This is a genomic window from Peribacillus sp. NPDC060253 (assembly GCF_042727425.1).
Lineage (GTDB): Bacteria > Bacillota > Bacilli > Bacillales > DSM-1321 > Peribacillus.
Window position 1 is genome coordinate 1 of record NZ_JBHXAS010000004.1, and the last position, 18,049, is coordinate 18,049.

General features: G+C 42.3%; 13 protein-coding genes and 1 other annotated feature. All 13 genes read left to right on the forward strand.

Going from position 1 to position 18,049, the window contains the following annotated elements:
- Positions 1 to 178: 178 nt before the first annotated feature.
- Positions 179 to 436: a binding site (T-box leader), on the forward strand.
- A 117-nt stretch (positions 437 to 553) separates the two neighbouring features.
- Positions 554 to 2,269, forward strand: a complete 1,716-nt coding sequence (gene ilvB, locus ACFWE9_RS01945) for an acetolactate synthase large subunit (RefSeq protein WP_230154879.1) — start codon at positions 554 to 556, stop codon at positions 2,267 to 2,269.
- 3 nt (positions 2,270 to 2,272) lie between these two features.
- Positions 2,273 to 2,785: an acetolactate synthase small subunit gene (gene ilvN, locus ACFWE9_RS01950; protein WP_230154880.1), complete on the forward strand. Its 513-nt coding sequence runs from the start codon at positions 2,273 to 2,275 to the stop codon at positions 2,783 to 2,785.
- A 68-nt stretch (positions 2,786 to 2,853) separates the two neighbouring features.
- Complete coding sequence (gene ilvC, locus ACFWE9_RS01955) at positions 2,854 to 3,882, forward strand: ketol-acid reductoisomerase (RefSeq protein ID WP_230154882.1); 1,029 nt, start codon at positions 2,854 to 2,856, stop codon at positions 3,880 to 3,882.
- Positions 3,869 to 5,404, forward strand: coding sequence for a 2-isopropylmalate synthase (locus ACFWE9_RS01960; protein WP_230154884.1), 1,536 nt, complete (start codon positions 3,869 to 3,871; stop codon positions 5,402 to 5,404). Before ilvC ends, ACFWE9_RS01960 begins: the two co-directional genes overlap by 14 nt.
- A 15-nt stretch (positions 5,405 to 5,419) precedes the next feature.
- Complete coding sequence (leuB, locus tag ACFWE9_RS01965; RefSeq protein WP_230154886.1) at positions 5,420 to 6,532, forward strand: 3-isopropylmalate dehydrogenase; 1,113 nt, start codon at positions 5,420 to 5,422, stop codon at positions 6,530 to 6,532.
- A 69-nt stretch (positions 6,533 to 6,601) separates the two neighbouring features.
- Positions 6,602 to 8,011: a 3-isopropylmalate dehydratase large subunit gene (leuC, locus tag ACFWE9_RS01970; RefSeq protein ID WP_377355358.1), complete on the forward strand. Its 1,410-nt coding sequence runs from the start codon at positions 6,602 to 6,604 to the stop codon at positions 8,009 to 8,011.
- Positions 8,012 to 8,039: 28 nt separating this feature from the next.
- Positions 8,040 to 8,639 (forward strand): 3-isopropylmalate dehydratase small subunit, encoded by a 600-nt coding sequence (leuD, locus tag ACFWE9_RS01975; RefSeq protein WP_230154889.1) that lies wholly within the window; start codon positions 8,040 to 8,042, stop codon positions 8,637 to 8,639.
- A 180-nt stretch (positions 8,640 to 8,819) separates the two neighbouring features.
- Entirely contained in the window at positions 8,820 to 9,854 is a 1,035-nt protein-coding gene (locus ACFWE9_RS01980; RefSeq protein WP_230154891.1) for a tetratricopeptide repeat protein, read from the forward strand.
- Between the two features lie 185 nt (positions 9,855 to 10,039).
- Entirely contained in the window at positions 10,040 to 11,332 is a 1,293-nt protein-coding gene (tig, locus tag ACFWE9_RS01985; RefSeq protein ID WP_377355359.1) for a trigger factor, read from the forward strand.
- A gap of 435 nt (positions 11,333 to 11,767) precedes the next feature.
- Positions 11,768 to 13,036: an ATP-dependent protease ATP-binding subunit ClpX gene (clpX, locus tag ACFWE9_RS01990; RefSeq protein ID WP_230154895.1), complete on the forward strand. Its 1,269-nt coding sequence runs from the start codon at positions 11,768 to 11,770 to the stop codon at positions 13,034 to 13,036.
- A gap of 181 nt (positions 13,037 to 13,217) precedes the next feature.
- Complete coding sequence (gene lonB / locus ACFWE9_RS01995; protein WP_230154898.1) at positions 13,218 to 14,888, forward strand: ATP-dependent protease LonB; 1,671 nt, start codon at positions 13,218 to 13,220, stop codon at positions 14,886 to 14,888.
- A 253-nt stretch (positions 14,889 to 15,141) separates the two neighbouring features.
- Positions 15,142 to 17,463 (forward strand): endopeptidase La, encoded by a 2,322-nt coding sequence (gene lon, locus ACFWE9_RS02000; RefSeq protein WP_230154900.1) that lies wholly within the window; start codon positions 15,142 to 15,144, stop codon positions 17,461 to 17,463.
- Positions 17,460 to 18,041, forward strand: a complete 582-nt coding sequence (gene yihA, locus ACFWE9_RS02005; RefSeq protein WP_230154910.1) for a ribosome biogenesis GTP-binding protein YihA/YsxC — start codon at positions 17,460 to 17,462, stop codon at positions 18,039 to 18,041. The genes lon and yihA overlap by 4 nt, the downstream gene beginning before the upstream one ends.
- Positions 18,042 to 18,049: the final 8 nt, after the last annotated feature.

Here is an 18,049-nt window from a genome sequence, read left to right on the forward strand (position 1 = left end):
AAATAACTTTTTTTATAGAATGTGGTAATGGTAGGTATGTAAGCGTATACACCAAATCTCGCAATTTAGAATTATCAAAAAATTCTCAAAAACCTGTTGACTACTACTTGAAATACGCGTAAGATAATCACAAATACAAGACATCAAACATAAACGTTTCGAAAAAATATGAATAATGCGAAAAACATTGAAGAGGATAAGTAGTCTTTTTACAAGGCATTCACAGAGAGCCGGGTTGCTGAGAGCCGGTATTGTCCCGAAAGATGAACTCACCTTGGAGTTTCAGCTTGAACGTTAACTAGTAGAGCTGAACGGGTGCGTACCAGTACCCGTTACCAAAACAGAGAATAGTGTAGGCTATTCAAAGTGCGCATGGATTTTCATGCGAAAAAGGGTGGTACCGTGGAGTGGCTCATCAAGCCTTTTCACCCCTTTAACTTGCCGAGTGCAAGTACATTTGGGGTGGGAAGGCTTTTTTGTATGCATAAAAAGCTGAAAATTCCGAATCTTACAAAAACAATTGAATGAGAAAGTGAAGGAGGTCTTTACGAAAATGACACAAAAATCAGTGGTAGCTGATCGGAAAAGTGGAAAGACACATTATAGTGGTGCCGAATTCCTGCTGGATGCACTAAAAAAGGAAAATGTTGAAGTCATCTTTGGTTATCCTGGCGGTTCGGTATTGCCGATTTATGACAAGCTTTATAGCTCAGAGCTTTTTCATATTTTGACAAGACATGAACAAGGTGCAATCCATGCAGCGGAAGGATACGCCAGGATCACCGGCAAACCGGGGGTGGTCATCGTCACATCCGGCCCCGGTGCAACGAACATCGTTACCGGTTTAGCGGATGCAATGATCGACTCTTTGCCACTTGTCGTTATTTCGGGTCAGGTCTCTACCAGTGTAATTGGTTCAGATGCTTTCCAAGAGGCTGATGTACTGGGGATTACTACCCCGATTACCAAACATAACTATCAGGTAAGAAAGCCGGAAGACCTCCCGCGCATTATAAAAGAAGCTTTTTATATCGCTTCAAGCGGCCGGCCTGGTCCAGTATTAATCGATATTCCCAAAGATATGGCGATCTTGGAAGGTGTATCGACGGATGCGGAGCCGAAAATGGATCTTCCGGGTTATCAGCCGACGACTAAGCCCAATTACTTACAAATCAGAAAGCTTGTTGAAGCAGTAAGCGGAGCAAAAAAACCGGTCATCCTCGCAGGGGCAGGTGTCCTGCATGCAAAGGCAGCCCACTTATTAAAGGACTACGTCGAGCAGCAAGGCATTCCTGTCGTCCACACCCTATTGGGGCTAGGAGGTTTTCCTGCGGAACATCCGCTCTTTATCGGAATGGGTGGTATGCATGGTTGTTTTGCAGCAAACATGGCGTTATCGAAATGTGATTTATTAATCAATATCGGTGCCAGGTTCGATGACCGATTGACTGGGAATCTAGCGAAGTTCGCACAGCATGCAACGGTAGCCCATATCGATATCGATCCAGCAGAAATCGGTAAAAATGTACCGACGAAAATTCCAGTTGTCGGCAGTGCGAAGGAAGCATTGAAGGAGTTGATCGCTCAAAACGGCAAGAAGCCTGAAATTGAAGAATGGACTACACAGCTGACCAAATGGAATGAAGAGTTCCCATTACGTTATACACATGAAGAAGGTGTGCTGAAACCTCAGCGGGTCATCCAGATGCTTCATGAAAAAACGAATGGGGAAGCCATTGTTACGACGGATGTAGGACAGCATCAAATGTGGGCAGCGCAATACTATCCGTTTAACAAACCGAATTCATGGGTCACTTCCGGTGGACTTGGGACGATGGGCTTTGGGTTACCTTCGGCTCTCGGAGCGCAACTGGCGGATCCGAAGGCGACGGTGCTTTCCATATCGGGAGATGGAGGATTCCAGATGTGCCTTCAAGAACTTTCGGTCATTGCCGAAATGAATCTGCCGATCAAAATCATCATCGTCAACAATGGGGCACTCGGAATGGTAAGGCAATGGCAGGAACTTTTTCATGATAATCGTTTTTCACACAGTATTTTTCAATCACATCCAGATTTCGTGAAATTGGCTGATGCATATGGAATTCCTGGATACAAAGTGACAACGGAGGAAGAAGCAAGCGACTGCCTCGACGTTGCGTTAGCGACCGATGGTCCAGTGTTAATTGATTTCCGTGTTAAGCAAAAGGAAAATGTCTTTCCGATGGTGGCACAAGGAAAAGGGCTTGATGAAATGGAAGGAGTTTAATCAATGAAGGGAATTCTTAGCCTCACCGTGAACAACCGGCCAGGCGTCCTCAATCGGATAACGAACCTGTTCACAAAAAGAAATTATAACATTGAAAGCATGACTGTCGGACCATCCGAACAGGAAGGCATTTCAAGGATGACCTTCGTGGTCGATGTTGACGACGAAGCAGTTGTTGAACAAATCACAAAGCAATTGAACAAGCAGATCGAAGTTTTGAAAGTGCATGATATTACGAATCAAACGATTGTGGCGAGGGAACTTGCACTCATTAAAATATTGGTGACTACACAGTCCCGAGCCGAGATTTATTCGGTCATTGAACCCTTCCGTGCTTCCGTAATTGATGTCAGTAAAGATAGCCTGACAGTTCAAATCACAGGGGAATCCGATAAAATTGAAGCCTTCATTGAACTGATCAAGCCGTATGGCATCAAGGAGTTGGCAAGGACAGGGACAGCCGCCATCGCGCGCGGAATGCAAATAGCACCCGCTAAGAGTGCGACAATCGTATAAAACAAAAACAAAAAAACAAAGAAACAAAAAAACAAAAACAATGAAAAGAAAAGGGAGATGTAATTATTATGGCAAAAGTATATTATAACGCAGAAGCAAACGAGAATTTTTTCAACAATAAAAAGGTAGCGGTTATCGGATATGGTTCACAAGGACACGCACACGCCCAAAATCTACGTGACAGCGGTGTAGACGTAATCATCGGAATCAGGAAAGGTAAATCCTTCGATAAAGCTGTAGAAGACGGCTTCAATGTATACACAGTTAAAGAAGCGGCTGAACAGGCAGATGTAATCATGAACCTATTACCGGATGAAACTCAACCGAAAGTATACCAAGAAGAAATCAAACCGGTATTGCGTGCAGGTCAAGCGTTAATGTTCGCGCACGGATTCAACATCCATTTCAATCAAATCGTTCCGCCAGCAGACGTAGATGTATTGTTAGTGGCTCCAAAAGGTCCTGGACATCTTGTTCGCCGTACATACGAACAAGGTGCAGGGGTACCGGCATTGTTTGCCATCTATCAAAATGTTACGGGTGAAGCGAGAGAATTGGCCCTAGCGTATGCTCGGGGAATCGGAGCTTTAAGAGCTGGCGGATTGGAAACAACATTCCAAGAAGAAACGGAAACAGATCTATTTGGAGAGCAAGCTGTACTTTGCGGCGGATTAACTTCTCTTGTGAAAGCTGGTTTCGAAACCTTGACAGAAGCTGGATACCAACCGGAAGTAGCATATTTCGAGTGTTTACATGAACTTAAATTAATCATCGACCTTATGTATGAAGGCGGAATGGAAAACATGCGCTATTCCATTTCTGACACAGCTCAATGGGGAGATTTCGTTTCTGGACCACGCGTTGTAACGGAAACTACGAAAGAGGCCATGAAAGCCATCTTGAAAGATATCCAAGACGGTGAGTTCGCTAAAGGATGGATCTTGGAAAACCAAGCGAATCGTCCAGTTTTCAATGCAATCAATAATCGTGAAAACAAGCATCAAATCGAAGTGGTGGGCCGTGAATTAAGAAAAATGATGCCATTCGTAAAACCTCAGCAAACAGAGAAAGAAGTGGTAGCCGTTGCGAAAAATTAATATATTTGAGACGACACTTCGAGATGGGGAGCAATCCGCCGGTGTGAATTTGAATTTTACTGAAAAACTTGAAATTGCTTATCAGCTTGAAAGATTGGGTGTTGATATAATCGAAGCCGGTTTTCCGGCAGCATCCAAAGGGGATTTCAACTCCGTACAGGAAATCGCGCGCAAAATTAAAAACAGCTCTGTTACAGGGCTGGCGCGTGCTTTAAAAGGGGATATTGATGCAGCTTGGGAATCATTAAGAATCGGGGCAGAACCAAGATTGCATACGTTCATCGCCACGTCTCCCATTCATCGTGAATATAAGCTGAAGATGTCGAAGCAACAAGTGATAGAAAAGTCCGTCGAGATGGTTAAGTACGGGGCAGCGCGTTTTCCGATCGTCCAATGGTCTGCAGAAGATGCGAGCCGAACCGAGCTTGACTACTTGGCTGAAATCGTTGAAGCGGTCATTCAAGCTGGTGCCAAGGTCATTAATATTCCGGATACAGTAGGTTATGCCGCTCCAATCGAATACGGCAACATTTTCCGATACCTTCGTGAAAATGTTCCTTCTATTGATAAGGTAAGCTTATCTGCACATTGTCATGACGATCTTGGGATGGCAACGGCCAATTCATTAGCTGCCATCGAAGGCGGGGCTACACAAGTCGAAGGAACAATCAACGGCATTGGTGAGCGTGCAGGAAACGTGGCACTTGAAGAAGTGGCCATGGCACTCTATATCCGTAAAGATTTCTATCAAGCAAAAACGGATCTTGTATTGAATGAAATTAAAAGGACCAGTGATTTGGTTAGTCGTCTTACCGGAATGCAGGTTCCTGCTAATAAAGCCATAATTGGTGCCAATGCTTACGCACATGAATCTGGCATTCACCAGGATGGCGTGTTAAAAGAAAAAACGACATACGAAATCATATCACCTGAACTTGTCGGTGTAGCTTCCAATTCACTCGTTTTAGGCAAACATTCAGGGCGCCATGCTTTCAAAGAAAGATTGCAAGAGTTGAATTTTTCGGTAACGGACGAGGAAATGAACTCATTATTCGTTCAATTCAAGGAGTTGGCTGATAATAAAAAGACCATGACTGATGAAGATATCGTGGCACTAGTGCTTGAAGAGAAAGCGACGGATATCAGTTTCTATGACCTGGTTTCTTTCCAGATTTCTCACGGTACACATCAGACGGCGACCGCGACGGTTACACTGAAAAAAGGCGATAATGAAGAAATTCAGGAAGCGGCTACAGGAGCAGGAAGTGTTGAGGCTCTATATAACACACTTGAAAGGTGTTTGGGCAGCGAAATCAACTTGCAGGACTATCGAATCCAATCGGTTGGTGGCGGAATGGATGCCCTTGCTCAAGTTTTTGTGAAAATTGATTATAACGGTGTGGAAACAAGCGGCCGAGGTCTTGATCAGGACGTCTTGGAAGCATCCGCCAAAGCATATTTGAACGCGGTGAACCGTGTGATCATTATGAAGGAACTAGAAGTAAAAGCAGTATTACAATAGGAAGGGGAGATTTCGATGAAAAGGAATATTGCGGTGCTTCAAGGAGATGGCATCGGGAAAGAAGTAACAAGAGGCGCTGTAGAAATCCTCGAGGCCGTTGCCCAAAGATATGGACACGATTTTGAATTTCAATATGGTGAGATTGGCGGCGGTGCCATCGATAACACGGGATCGCCCCTGCCGGATGAAACCGTGGAGATTTGTAAAAACAGCGATGCGGTATTATTAGGGGCTGTTGGGGGACCAAAGTGGGATAATCACCCTGCGCACCTAAGACCGGAACGAGGTTTGTTGAAAATCCGAAAAGATTTGAATCTTTATGCTAACATCCGTCCAATCAGCTATTATTCCAGCTTATCGGAATCTTCTCCTCTTAAAAAGGAATTCATTGAAGATGTGGATTTCGTGATTGTCCGGGAACTAACTGGCGGCCTTTATTTCGGAAAGCCAAGTGAGCGAGTGGAAAGAGAAGGGAAAGAAGCGGTTGTTGATACTCTTTTCTATCAGAAAAGTGAAATGAAACGCATCATTGAACTTGCGTTTAAATTAGCATCCGATCGCAAGAAAAAAGTAACATCCGTAGATAAAGCGAATGTTCTTGAATCCAGCAGGATGTGGCGTGAAACGGCTGAAGAAATCGCTAAGGACTATCCGGATGTGACGCTTGAACACATGCTGGTGGATAATGCAGCGATGCAGCTGATTAAAAACCCGAAACAATTTGATATTATCGTAACGGAGAATATGTTTGGTGATATTTTAAGCGATGAAGCGTCCGTTTTGACAGGTTCGCTTGGAATGCTTCCTTCCGCCTCGATATCAACGGAAGGGCCTAATTTATATGAACCGATTCATGGCTCTGCGCCGGATATTGCGGGGAAAAACTTAGCTAATCCGATTGGGACCATTTTATCGGCGGCGTCCATGCTGCGTTTATCCTTTGGCTTGGAGGATGAGGCACATGCCGTTGAGCAGGCTGTGGAAACGGTCCTTGAATACGGCTTGAGAACAGGTGATATCGCAAATGGGCAACCGAATATTACGTCTACTTCAGAGATGATTGCGGAAATAAAAGCCAATCTTTTAGACCAGGAAGCCATTTCCAACATCATGGGTGCTTACGCATAAACTTCTTTCACGGCCTAACATTAGGCCGTGTTTTTTAAAAAAATATAAGATTAATCGAGGTGGATACGGATGGGAAAGTCGATAATAGAGAAAATATGGGATCGTCATATTGTAAATGAAGAGGAAAATAAACCGGATTTATTATATATAGACCTTCAATATATACATGAAGTGACCTCTCCGCAAGCATTTGAAGGATTGAGATTAAAAGGACGCAAAGTCAGGAGGCCGGACCGTACATTTGCGACTATGGATCATAATGTACCGACCGTTAATCGTTATTTCATCGAGGATGATATTGCAAGGAAACAATTAGAGGCACTTGACCAAAACTGTAAGGAGTTCGGTATTCGTCTTGCTGATTTAGACAGCCCGGAACAAGGGATCGTACACGTAATCGGACCGGAATTAGGACTTACGCAGCCAGGAATGACCATTGTCTGTGGTGACAGTCATACTTCGACACATGGAGCATTTGGATCGATTGCATTTGGAATCGGTACGAGTGAGGTCGAGCATGTCTTGGCCACGCAATCATTATGGCAAACAAAACCCAAAACTTTGAAGCTTGAGGTTAACGGTAAACTAGGTCACGGCGTGATGGCGAAAGATGTCATTTTATATGTCATTTCTAAATTCGGTGTCGATTTCGGCACGGGATACATCATTGAATACTGTGGGGAAGTTTTCAGGGAAATGTCAATGGAGGAGAGAATGACCGTCTGCAATATGTCGATTGAAGGCGGTGCAAGAGCTGGACTGGTAGCTCCGGATGAAACAACTTTCTCTTATTTAAAAGGTCGTAAATATGTGCCAAAAGGAGAGGAGTTCGAACAATGTGTTCAGGATTGGAAGTTACTTTCGAGTGATGAAGATGCTGTGTATGACCAAGAAATCATTCTTGCTGGCAGTTTGATTTCACCAATGGTCAGCTGGGGCACAAATCCTGGAATGGCCAGTGGGGTGGACGGTAAAGTACCGACCTTTGCAGAAGATATCATAGATTCAAAGGAACTGAATCGTGCACTTGAATATATGGGTCTTGAGGAAGGCATGCCAATCACGGAAATTCCCGTTCAGCATGTATTCATAGGGTCCTGTACGAATTCCCGGATCGAAGACTTACGGCAGGCGGCAGAAATGATTGAAGGCCAAGAAGTACAAAAAGGAGTCAGGGCGATGGTCGTTCCCGGTTCACAGAGCGTTAAAAGGCAAGCGGAAGATGAAGGCTTGGATGAGATTTTCAAATCTGCGGGCTTTGAATGGCGTGAATCAGGTTGCAGCATGTGCTTGAGTATGAACCCAGATGCGGTACCATCCGGCGAGCATTGTGCTTCCACGAGTAATCGGAACTTTGAAGGCAGGCAAGGAGCTGGTGCAAGGACGCACTTAGTCAGTCCTGCAATGGCCGCTGCTGCAGCCATTTATGGGAAATTTGTCGATATTAGAAATTTGAAAAAGACTGAACAAGTCCATTAAAAATACGAATTAACTGGAGGTGCAGAGAATGGAACCCATTACGATATATAAAGGAAGAGCGGCGGCACTTGACCGTAAAAACGTAGATACCGACCAAATCATTCCAAAGCAATTTTTAAAACGAATTGAGCGAAGCGGATTTGGGGAATTTTTATTTTATAACTGGCGTTTTGATGAAAATGGTAAAGAACGTCCTGATTTTGAATTGAATCAGCCCCATAATCAAAACACGTCCATTTTAATAGCAGGTGAAAATTTCGGCTGCGGTTCTTCCCGTGAACATGCTCCATGGTCATTGAAAGACTATGGATTCGATATTGTCATCGCACCGTCTTTTGCTGATATTTTTAAAAGTAATTGCATGAAAAATGGCATGGTCCCCATGGCTTTAACCCAGGCGGAGGTAAAATATTTAATGGAAAGGGTGTCGTCACTTGACTATGAGCTGACGATCGATCTTCCCAATCAAACATTGAAAGATGATCAAGGGTTTGAAACAAGCTTTGAAATCCATCCATATTGGAAGGAAATGCTCGTTAAAGGCTGGGATGAAATTTCCATAACCCTTCAATATGATAAAGAGATTACAGCCTATGAGTCACAAAAAAAGGTTATTTCAAGTATTTAATTGTTGAAGGATATTTTCCCGTTTTCCTTTCTTATTTGAGGGGGTGCGGGATTTTTTTTTAGGTGAGGGAAGCCGGAAAGTAGTCAGGGATGGGCTCATCCATCCCTATAAATTTTTGTGTTTCTTCCTATTACATGCTAAACTGTTTTTCAAAAAGCGAACGGTGAGGCGGAAAATAGGATGGATAATGAGAACAACCAAAAGAAGGCCGGAGAAACCAAGATTATCGCCTTTCCGAATCTCGGTGAAAGGTTGATTGTAAAAGGGTTGGATGAGCTTGGAAACAGAAACTTCAAAGTTGCTGCACAGCTTTTTACCCAAGCGAGGGAGTATGAGCCCGAAAATGATGAAGTTTGCATGGGGCTAGTGGTCTCGCTTGTCGAACTTGAGTATTATGAGGAGTCAAAAGAATTGTGTAAAGAGATGCTGAATAAAGGCATCGGTGACTATTTTCAGCTTATCAATATCTATTTGATGGTACTGCTTCAATTAGGTGAGCATCAGGAAATGGTCGCGACGATCGAACTGCTATTTGAAGAGAGCCAAATTCCCTTTGATAAAGAGGAACATTTCGAAAAGATGCTTCAGTTCAGCAAACGGGCACTTGAGGAAAAAAAAGATGAAGAAGACAGACAAAATCAGCAGATTGCAGAGGAATTGCAAGAGGATGATCTTTTTGTAGGTAAAACGGATAATGAAATGTTCTTGGTCATTTCAAAACTTACGAATATCAATATTCGACCATTTATCCCGCAAATCGAACAATTTCTACAAAAGGATGATGGGCATCCGTTCTTTAAAACGATGCTGCTTATCATTCTTATTGACCAGGAATATAACGAAGAAGTGGCATTGAGGAAATTCAATCAATCGAAATCTGTCATACCAAGGGAATTAGAAAGTTTGAAGGAGACGGCCTTTTATAAGAAGGTTACGGGCCTGGCAGAAGAGGAATTAAGTCAGGAAAACCCGAGCTTATATGAAATGGTGCATAGCTTGATCGAACGGCATTCCTTTCTATTATATCCTTTTGAACCAGAGCCAGAAAGCTTGCCAGGATGGGCAGCTGCCTACCATGCCTTAGCTGAAGAATACATGGCTGGAGAAGTTTCCGGGATGGACATCGCGGATATTTACCATGCTGATGAGGAAGCCGTTGCGGATATTCTATCCTATTTAAAAGAAATTGAGGAAATTTCTTATCCCATTATTTAACCTATTGCTGTTGTAACAGAATAAACCTGTGGTATAATGTAGTGGTTGTAATGTATAATCGTCTAAATTTGACGATTTCCCAATAATTTTGTTGGGGTTATATGAAGGATGACTTGTTAACACTTGCAAAGCATATTCATCCAATGCTTATTATTGAAGTATATAGATTTTTTGGAGGGAAACACATGTCTGTAAAATGGGAAAAACAAGAAGGTAATCAAGGCGTACTAACAATTGAAGTTGACGTTGCAAAAGTAAACGAAGGTTTAGACGAAGCTTTCAAAAAAGTTGTAAAACAAGTAAATGTACCTGGCTTCCGTAAAGGGAAAATGCCACGTCAAATGTTCGAAAAAAAATTCGGCGTTGAATCACTTTACCAAGATGCGCTTGATATCATTCTTCCAGATGCTTATGCAAATGCTGTCGAAGAAGCTGGAATTCAGCCTGTAGATCGTCCAGAAATCGACATCGAAAAAATGGAAAAAGGCGAAAACCTAATCTTCACTGCAACTGTAACAGTTAAACCGGAAGTTAAATTAGGAGATTACAAGGGTGTTGAAGTTGAAAAATTCAACACTGAAGTAACTGACGAAGATGTTGAAAATGAATTGAAAACTTTACAAGAGCGTCAAGCTGAGCTTGTTGTTAAAGAAGAAGGACAAGCTGCTGAAGGCGATACAGTTGTTCTTGACTTTGAAGGATTCGTTGATGGTGAAGCATTCGAAGGCGGAGCTAGCGAAAATCATTCATTGGAAATCGGTTCAAATTCTTTCATTCCAGGATTTGAAGAGCAACTTGTTGGTCTTGAAACTGGCGCTGAAAAAGATATCGAAGTTGCTTTCCCTGAAGAATACCATGCTGCTGAACTTGCAGGTAAACCAGCTGTATTCAAAGTGAAAATTCACGAAATCAAAACAAAACAACTTCCTGAGCTTGATGATGAGTTCGCGAAAGATGTTGACGACGAAGTGGAAACTTTGGCTGAACTGAAAGGAAAAACAAAACACAAATTAGAGCATGACAAAAAACACGAAGAAGAAAACTTCGTACAAAATACTGTAATTGGTAAAGCTGTTGAAGGTGCAGAGATGGACGTTCCTGAAGCAATGATTTCAAACGAAGTGGACCGTATGATGAATGAGTTCTCTCAACGCATTCAATCTCAAGGACTTAATTTGGAACTTTACTACCAATTCTCAGGTCAAGACGAAGAAGCTTTAAAAGCACAAATGAAAGAAGAAGCTGAAGGACAAGTTCGTACGAGCCTAACTCTTGAAGCAATCGCTGAAGTTGAAAAACTTGAAGCAACTGACGAAGATGTTGAAGCTGAACTTGGACAAATGGCTACAATGTACAACATGGAAGTTGAAGCGATCAAACAAGCTCTTGGAAACTTAGATGGAATCAAAGGCGATCTTAAAATTAAGAAAGCGATTGACTTCTTGGTAGAAAACAGCAAAACAGTTGAAGCAAAATAATTTTTTATAAGTAAGCAGATTTAAATATTACCTTAAAAAAACAAGGCGCGAGTAATCGTGCCTTGTTTTATACATATTGAGAATTAGTGAAAATTTCAATTATCAGTTATTTCCTGATTGATTTTTTTTGGATTTCGGTGTAGATTAGTTCTAATACCGCATATACATATTTATACAGCGAATCCTAATTTTAAAAATCAAAAGTTTTGGGCATACTGGTAAAGGGCAAATACATATTGATTGATTATTGTACTTATTTAACAACTCGGACGCGTGAGCATTTTTGTTACTAAACTTCCAAGAACATGATAAAATGCAAAACATACTAGGGAATTTTGGAATGCTTAAGTAGATGTGTGCCTAGTTTTTTTTTTCATTACGATTGGGTACCGCTATGTAATAGAGTTGGAAGAGTATTTAAAGGGGTGAACGTTCATGTTTAAATTTAATGATGAAAAAGGACAGTTAAAATGTTCTTTTTGCGGTAAAACACAAGAACAAGTTCGTAAACTGGTTGCTGGTCCAGGTGTATATATTTGTGACGAGTGTATCGAGCTTTGTACGGAGATCGTCGAAGAAGAACTGGGTACTGATGAAGAAGTAGAATTCAGAGATGTGCCAAAACCTATGGAAATCCGTGAAATTCTTGACGAATATGTGATTGGACAAGAACAGGCGAAGAAGTCTTTGGCTGTTGCAGTTTACAATCATTATAAACGTATCAATTCCAATAGCAAAGTCGATGATGTGGAGCTTTCTAAGAGTAACATCGCCCTAATCGGACCGACGGGAAGCGGGAAAACCCTTCTTGCGCAAACATTGGCGCGTTTACTGAATGTTCCTTTTGCCATTGCTGATGCGACCTCATTGACGGAAGCTGGATATGTAGGGGAAGATGTGGAAAACATCCTTCTTAAATTGATTCAAGCGGCTGATTATGATGTGGAAAAAGCGGAAAAAGGCATCATTTATATTGATGAAATCGATAAAGTTGCCCGTAAATCGGAAAATCCTTCGATTACACGTGACGTGTCTGGTGAAGGTGTGCAACAAGCTTTATTGAAAATTCTTGAAGGAACGGTTGCAAGTGTTCCGCCACAAGGTGGACGTAAGCATCCACATCAAGAATTCATCCAAATTGATACGACCAATATTTTGTTCATCTGTGGCGGTGCCTTTGATGGCATTGAACCAATCATCAAACGCCGTCTTGGTCAAAAAGTCATTGGTTTTGGCTCTGACGTGAAAAAGGATGACATTGCAGAAAAAGAATTGCTTTCCAAAGTCCTTCCTGAAGATTTGCTTCGTTTCGGATTAATCCCTGAATTTATCGGACGTCTTCCGGTAATTGCCACACTTGAGCAATTGGATGAAGCAGCTTTGATTGAAATTCTGACACAACCGAAAAATGCTCTTGTTAAACAATATCAAAAATTGCTTGAGCTTGACGATGTTGAATTGGAATTCGAACCGGAAGCGCTAAGTGAAATTGCTAAAAAAGCAATTGAACGTAAAACTGGTGCACGTGGACTGCGTTCCATTATTGAAGGGATCATTTTAGAAGTGATGTTCGATTTACCATCACGTGATGATGTCGCAAAATGTGTTATCACAGGCAGCACAATTTCGAAAAATGAATCTCCAAAGCTCGTCCTTAAAGACGGTACAACTATCAAAGGACAAGAAAAGAAAACATCTGCTTAATTTATAAGAAAAAGTAAGACTGCCAGTTCATCCTGGCAGTCTTTTTATGTTTACTGAAAAAAATGTTGTTCTTTAGGTTAAAAACCCCAAAATTTACAACCTGAATTTCTTGGATAAATTCGCCCTTCCCAAGGAGATACTAACAGAAATGACAAACTAGGAGAGTGCAGGAGGGAATACGATGAATTGGACAGGATTGGCGTTGTTTATCCAGCTTTTTTTTGGGATTATAATTGGATTGTATTTTTTGAACTTATTGAAAGGCCAGCGGACACAAAAAGTTTCCATTGACCGTGACTCAAGAAAGGAAATGGACCAATTAAGTAAGATGAGATCCATTTCATTAACAGAGCCATTGGCGGAAAAAGTAAGACCAAGTACATTTAATGAAATCATCGGTCAAGAAGATGGCATTAAATCTTTAAAGGCGGCCTTATGTGGGCCAAATCCCCAGCATGTGATTGTTTACGGTCCTCCAGGTGTAGGAAAAACAGCAGCGGCCAGACTTGTTTTGGAAGAGGCTAAGAAGAATGGTAAGTCACCATTTAAGAATTCGGCCGTGTTTGTTGAATTGGATGCCACTACAGCTAGATTCGATGAGCGGGGAATTGCCGATCCGCTGATTGGTTCGGTGCATGATCCGATCTATCAAGGGGCCGGGGCGATGGGACAAGCCGGCATTCCGCAGCCAAAGCAAGGTGCTGTCAGCAATGCTCATGGCGGCGTGCTGTTCATAGATGAAATAGGGGAGCTTCATCCAATACAGATGAATAAACTGTTAAAGGTATTGGAGGATCGTAAGGTCTTTTTGGAAAGTGCCTACTATCAAGAGGAAAATCAAAATATTCCCACTCACATCCATGATATTTTTAAAAATGGACTTCCGGCTGATTTTCGCTTGATTGGAGCCACAACCAGAACGCCCAATGAAATCGCACCTGCGATTCGCTCAAGGTGCATAGAAGTGTTTTTCCGTGAACTTGATCGGGAAGAAATCATCAAGGTGGCTAAAAACGCATCCGATAAAGTGGGAATCACCATCAGTGAAAAAGGCTTGCAGTCGATTTCGGATTATGCCCGAAATGGCAGGGAAGCTGTCAACATGATTCAAACCCTTGCAGGTATATCCATTAATGAGAACAGGACTTTTATTAGAGAAGAAGATATTGATTGGATGGCACATAGCAGCCAGCTGACGCAAAGAATGGATAAGAAAATAGAATCTGATTCCAAAATAGGCCTTGTCAATGGTCTTGCAGTCTATGGTCCCAATTCCGGGGCATTGCTAGAAATCGAGGTTACCGTCATGGCCGCTTCTAATGAGAAGGGTTCAATAAATATTACCGGCATCGTCGAAGAGGAGAGCATTGGCGGAGGGAACGGAAAATCGATTCGCCGCAAGAGCATGGCAAAAGGTTCGGTTGAAAATGTAATTACGGTTCTACGGTCGATGGGAGTACCTGCCGATCAATTCGATATCCATGTCAACTTCCCGGGCGGCAGTCCTGTAGATGGCCCTTCTGCGGGAATTGCGATGGCTACTGGCATTTACTCGGCCATTTATAAAATCCCTGTTGATCATACATTGGCGATGACTGGAGAAATCTCCATTCATGGCGGTGTTAAACCGATTGGCGGAGTCATCCCGAAAATCAAGGCCGCAAAACTGGCCGGGGCAAAAAAAGTAATTATTCCAGTCGATAACATACAGCCGCTGCTATCTGAAATCAAGGATATAGAAATCATTCCCGTTTCGAATGTGAAAGAAGTGCTCGATCAGGCACTGAAAAAGGAAATGATGACGGAACAAATCCTCACGTCCTTGGACCTATCAAAAAAAGAAAGCGTATAAAGGAAAATGCCCCGGCTTAATACAACCGGGGTATTTTTAGGACCATAATGTACGACTTGCATAAACCGAACGAAAAAATAAACACATGTCATACGTGCTTTTTTATCTAATATTGGAGATAATAAAAGCAGTCGAAACGTGTTAAGGTAAACAAATAGACACTTCTATATAAATAGGATAGAATTGTTAAAAGGTTGAGAACATGGGTAAATAGTTTACAACGACGATACTAATTAGATGGAGGTGTCAGGAAATGACTGATAAAGAAATCATCGTCCCCCTCCTGCCGCTTAGAGGACTGCTTGTATATCCAACAATGGTACTTCATTTAGATGTAGGCCGAGATAAATCGGTACAAGCCCTTGAGAAAGCAATGGTGGAAGACCATCTTATATTTTTGACGACACAACAAGATGTTTCGTTGGACGAACCAGGTGAAGAAGATTTATTTAAAATGGGCACTTTGACAAAGGTAAAACAAATGTTGAAGCTTCCGAATGGCACGATCCGGGTGTTGGTGGAAGGATTGAACCGAGCAGAGGTCATTGAATTTTACGATTATGAGACACATTTTGGTGCCAAGATTAAAATATATGAAGACAGTGACGAAAAAGATGCTGAACATCAAGCATTAATGCGCACTCTACTGGATTATTTTGAACAATACATAAAAATGTCCAAGAAAATAACTGGTGAAACGTTTTCATCCACTTCCGATATTGAAGAGCCGGGGAGATTAGCGGATATAATCGCTTCCCATTTGCCTTTGAAATTGAAGGAGAAGCAAGAAGTGCTTGAGACGATCGATATGAAAAAGCGTTTAAGCCGTGTAATCGAGATCATCAATAACGAGAAAGAAGTTCTTTTTCTCGAGAAAAAGATCGGTCAGCGTGTTAAGCGTTCCATGGAGCGGACTCAAAAAGAATATTATTTACGTGAACAAATGAAAGCGATCCAAAAGGAATTGGGCGATAAAGAAGGAAAAACGGGGGAGATAGAAGTCCTCAACGAAAAGATAGAAGAAGCGGATATGCCAGAGCACATTAAACAAACGGCATTAAAGGAATTGGACCGTTATGAAAAAGTGCCGTCCAGCTCAGCCGAGAGCTCAGTCATTCGCAACTATATTGAATGGTTGATCTCGCTTCCTTGGTCCAATGCCACTAAAGATGACTTGAATATTCATAAAGCTGAAAAAATCCTGAACAGGGATCACCATGGTTTGGAAAAGGTGAAAGAGCGGGTGCTTGAGTATTTAGCCGTCCAACAATTGACCAATTCATTGAAAGGACCGATCCTTTGCTTAGTGGGACCCCCTGGCGTCGGAAAAACCAGTCTGGCTAAATCGATCGCGTCATCACTGAACAGGAATTTCGTTCGTATTTCTTTAGGCGGGGTGCGTGATGAGTCAGAAATCCGGGGACATCGCCGCACGTATGTAGGAGCAATGCCAGGACGGATCATCCAAGGTATGAAAAAAGCTGGAACGATCAATCCGGTCTTCTTGCTGGATGAAGTGGATAAAATGTCCAATGACTTTAGGGGTGATCCATCTGCAGCGATGCTTGAGGTGCTGGATCCGGAGCAAAATCATAATTTCAGTGATCATTATATTGAAGAAACGTATAATCTTTCCAAAGTCATGTTCATAGCGACGGCAAACAATTTGGCATCGATTCCTGGACCGCTACGTGATCGTATGGAAATCATTTCGATTGCAGGTTATACTGAGATAGAGAAACTTCACATAGCCAAGGATCACCTGCTGCCTAGACAGTTGGAAAACCATGGTCTATTGAAGACACAACTGCAAGTTCGTGAGGAAGCTCTTACCAAAATCATTCGTTATTATACTCGGGAAGCCGGTGTTCGGAGTCTGGAACGACAGCTTGCAAGCATCTGTCGGAAGACTGCGAAAATCATCGTGTCCGGAGATAAAAAGCGGGTCGTCATTTCTGAAAAGAATGTCGAGGAGTTTTTAGGGAAAACCATGTTCCATTATGGACAGGCTGAAGTCGAGAACCAAGTCGGTGTAGCTAATGGTTTAGCTTACACGTCGGTTGGCGGCGATACGCTTCAAATCGAGGTTTCCTTATCACCAGGTAAAGGCAAACTTATCCTGACAGGAAAGCTTGGCGATGTAATGAAAGAGTCAGCCCAGGCTGCTTTCAGTTATGTACGGTCGAAAACCGAGAAACTTCATATTGATAAGGACTTCCATGAGAAATATGATATCCATATTCATGTCCCTGAAGGCGCTGTCCCTAAAGATGGCCCTTCTGCAGGTATCACGATTGCAACAGCGTTAATATCGGCCCTCACTAATAGGCCGATCAGAAAAGAGGTAGGCATGACAGGCGAAATTACATTACGCGGACGGGTTCTTCCAATCGGCGGGCTTAAAGAAAAATCTTTAGCGGCTCACCGGGCAGGACTTACGAAAATCATCATCCCGCAAAATAACGAAAAGGATATTGATGATATCCCGGAGAGTGTCCGTAAAGCATTAACATTTGTTCCAGTTTCACACGTAGATGAAGTCCTTGAGCATGCATTGGTAGGTGTGAACGAATGAAAGTGACAAGTTCAGATATTGTCATCAGTGCTGTGAAGCCTGAACAATATCCCAATACTCCAATACCGGAGTTTGCTTTGGCAGGCCGTTCCAATGTTGGGAAATCGAGTTTCATCAACAAAATGATCAATCGAAAAAACTTGGCGCGCACATCCTCTAAACCGGGTAAGACGCAAACCTTGAATTTTTACATCATAAATGAAGCACTCCATTTTGTGGATGTACCGGGTTATGGTTATGCTAAGGTATCTAAAACGGAGCGCGATGCTTGGGGAAGGATGATCGAGACATACTTCACTTCCCGTGATCAGTTATGCGCTGCGCTTCTGATTGTCGATTTGCGTCATCCGCCGACAAAGGATGATATCGCAATGTACGAATTCCTAAAGCATTATGACCTGCCCCGGATCGTTATTGCCACAAAAGCGGATAAAATTCCAAAAGGCAAATGGCAGAAGCACTTAAAAATCACACGCCAAACGTTAAATATGGAAAAAGAAGATGAATTGCTTCTTTTCTCAGGAGAAACAGGCGAAGGGAAAGAACAAGCCTGGGGCGTCCTTAAGAAATATATGTAATAGAAAAG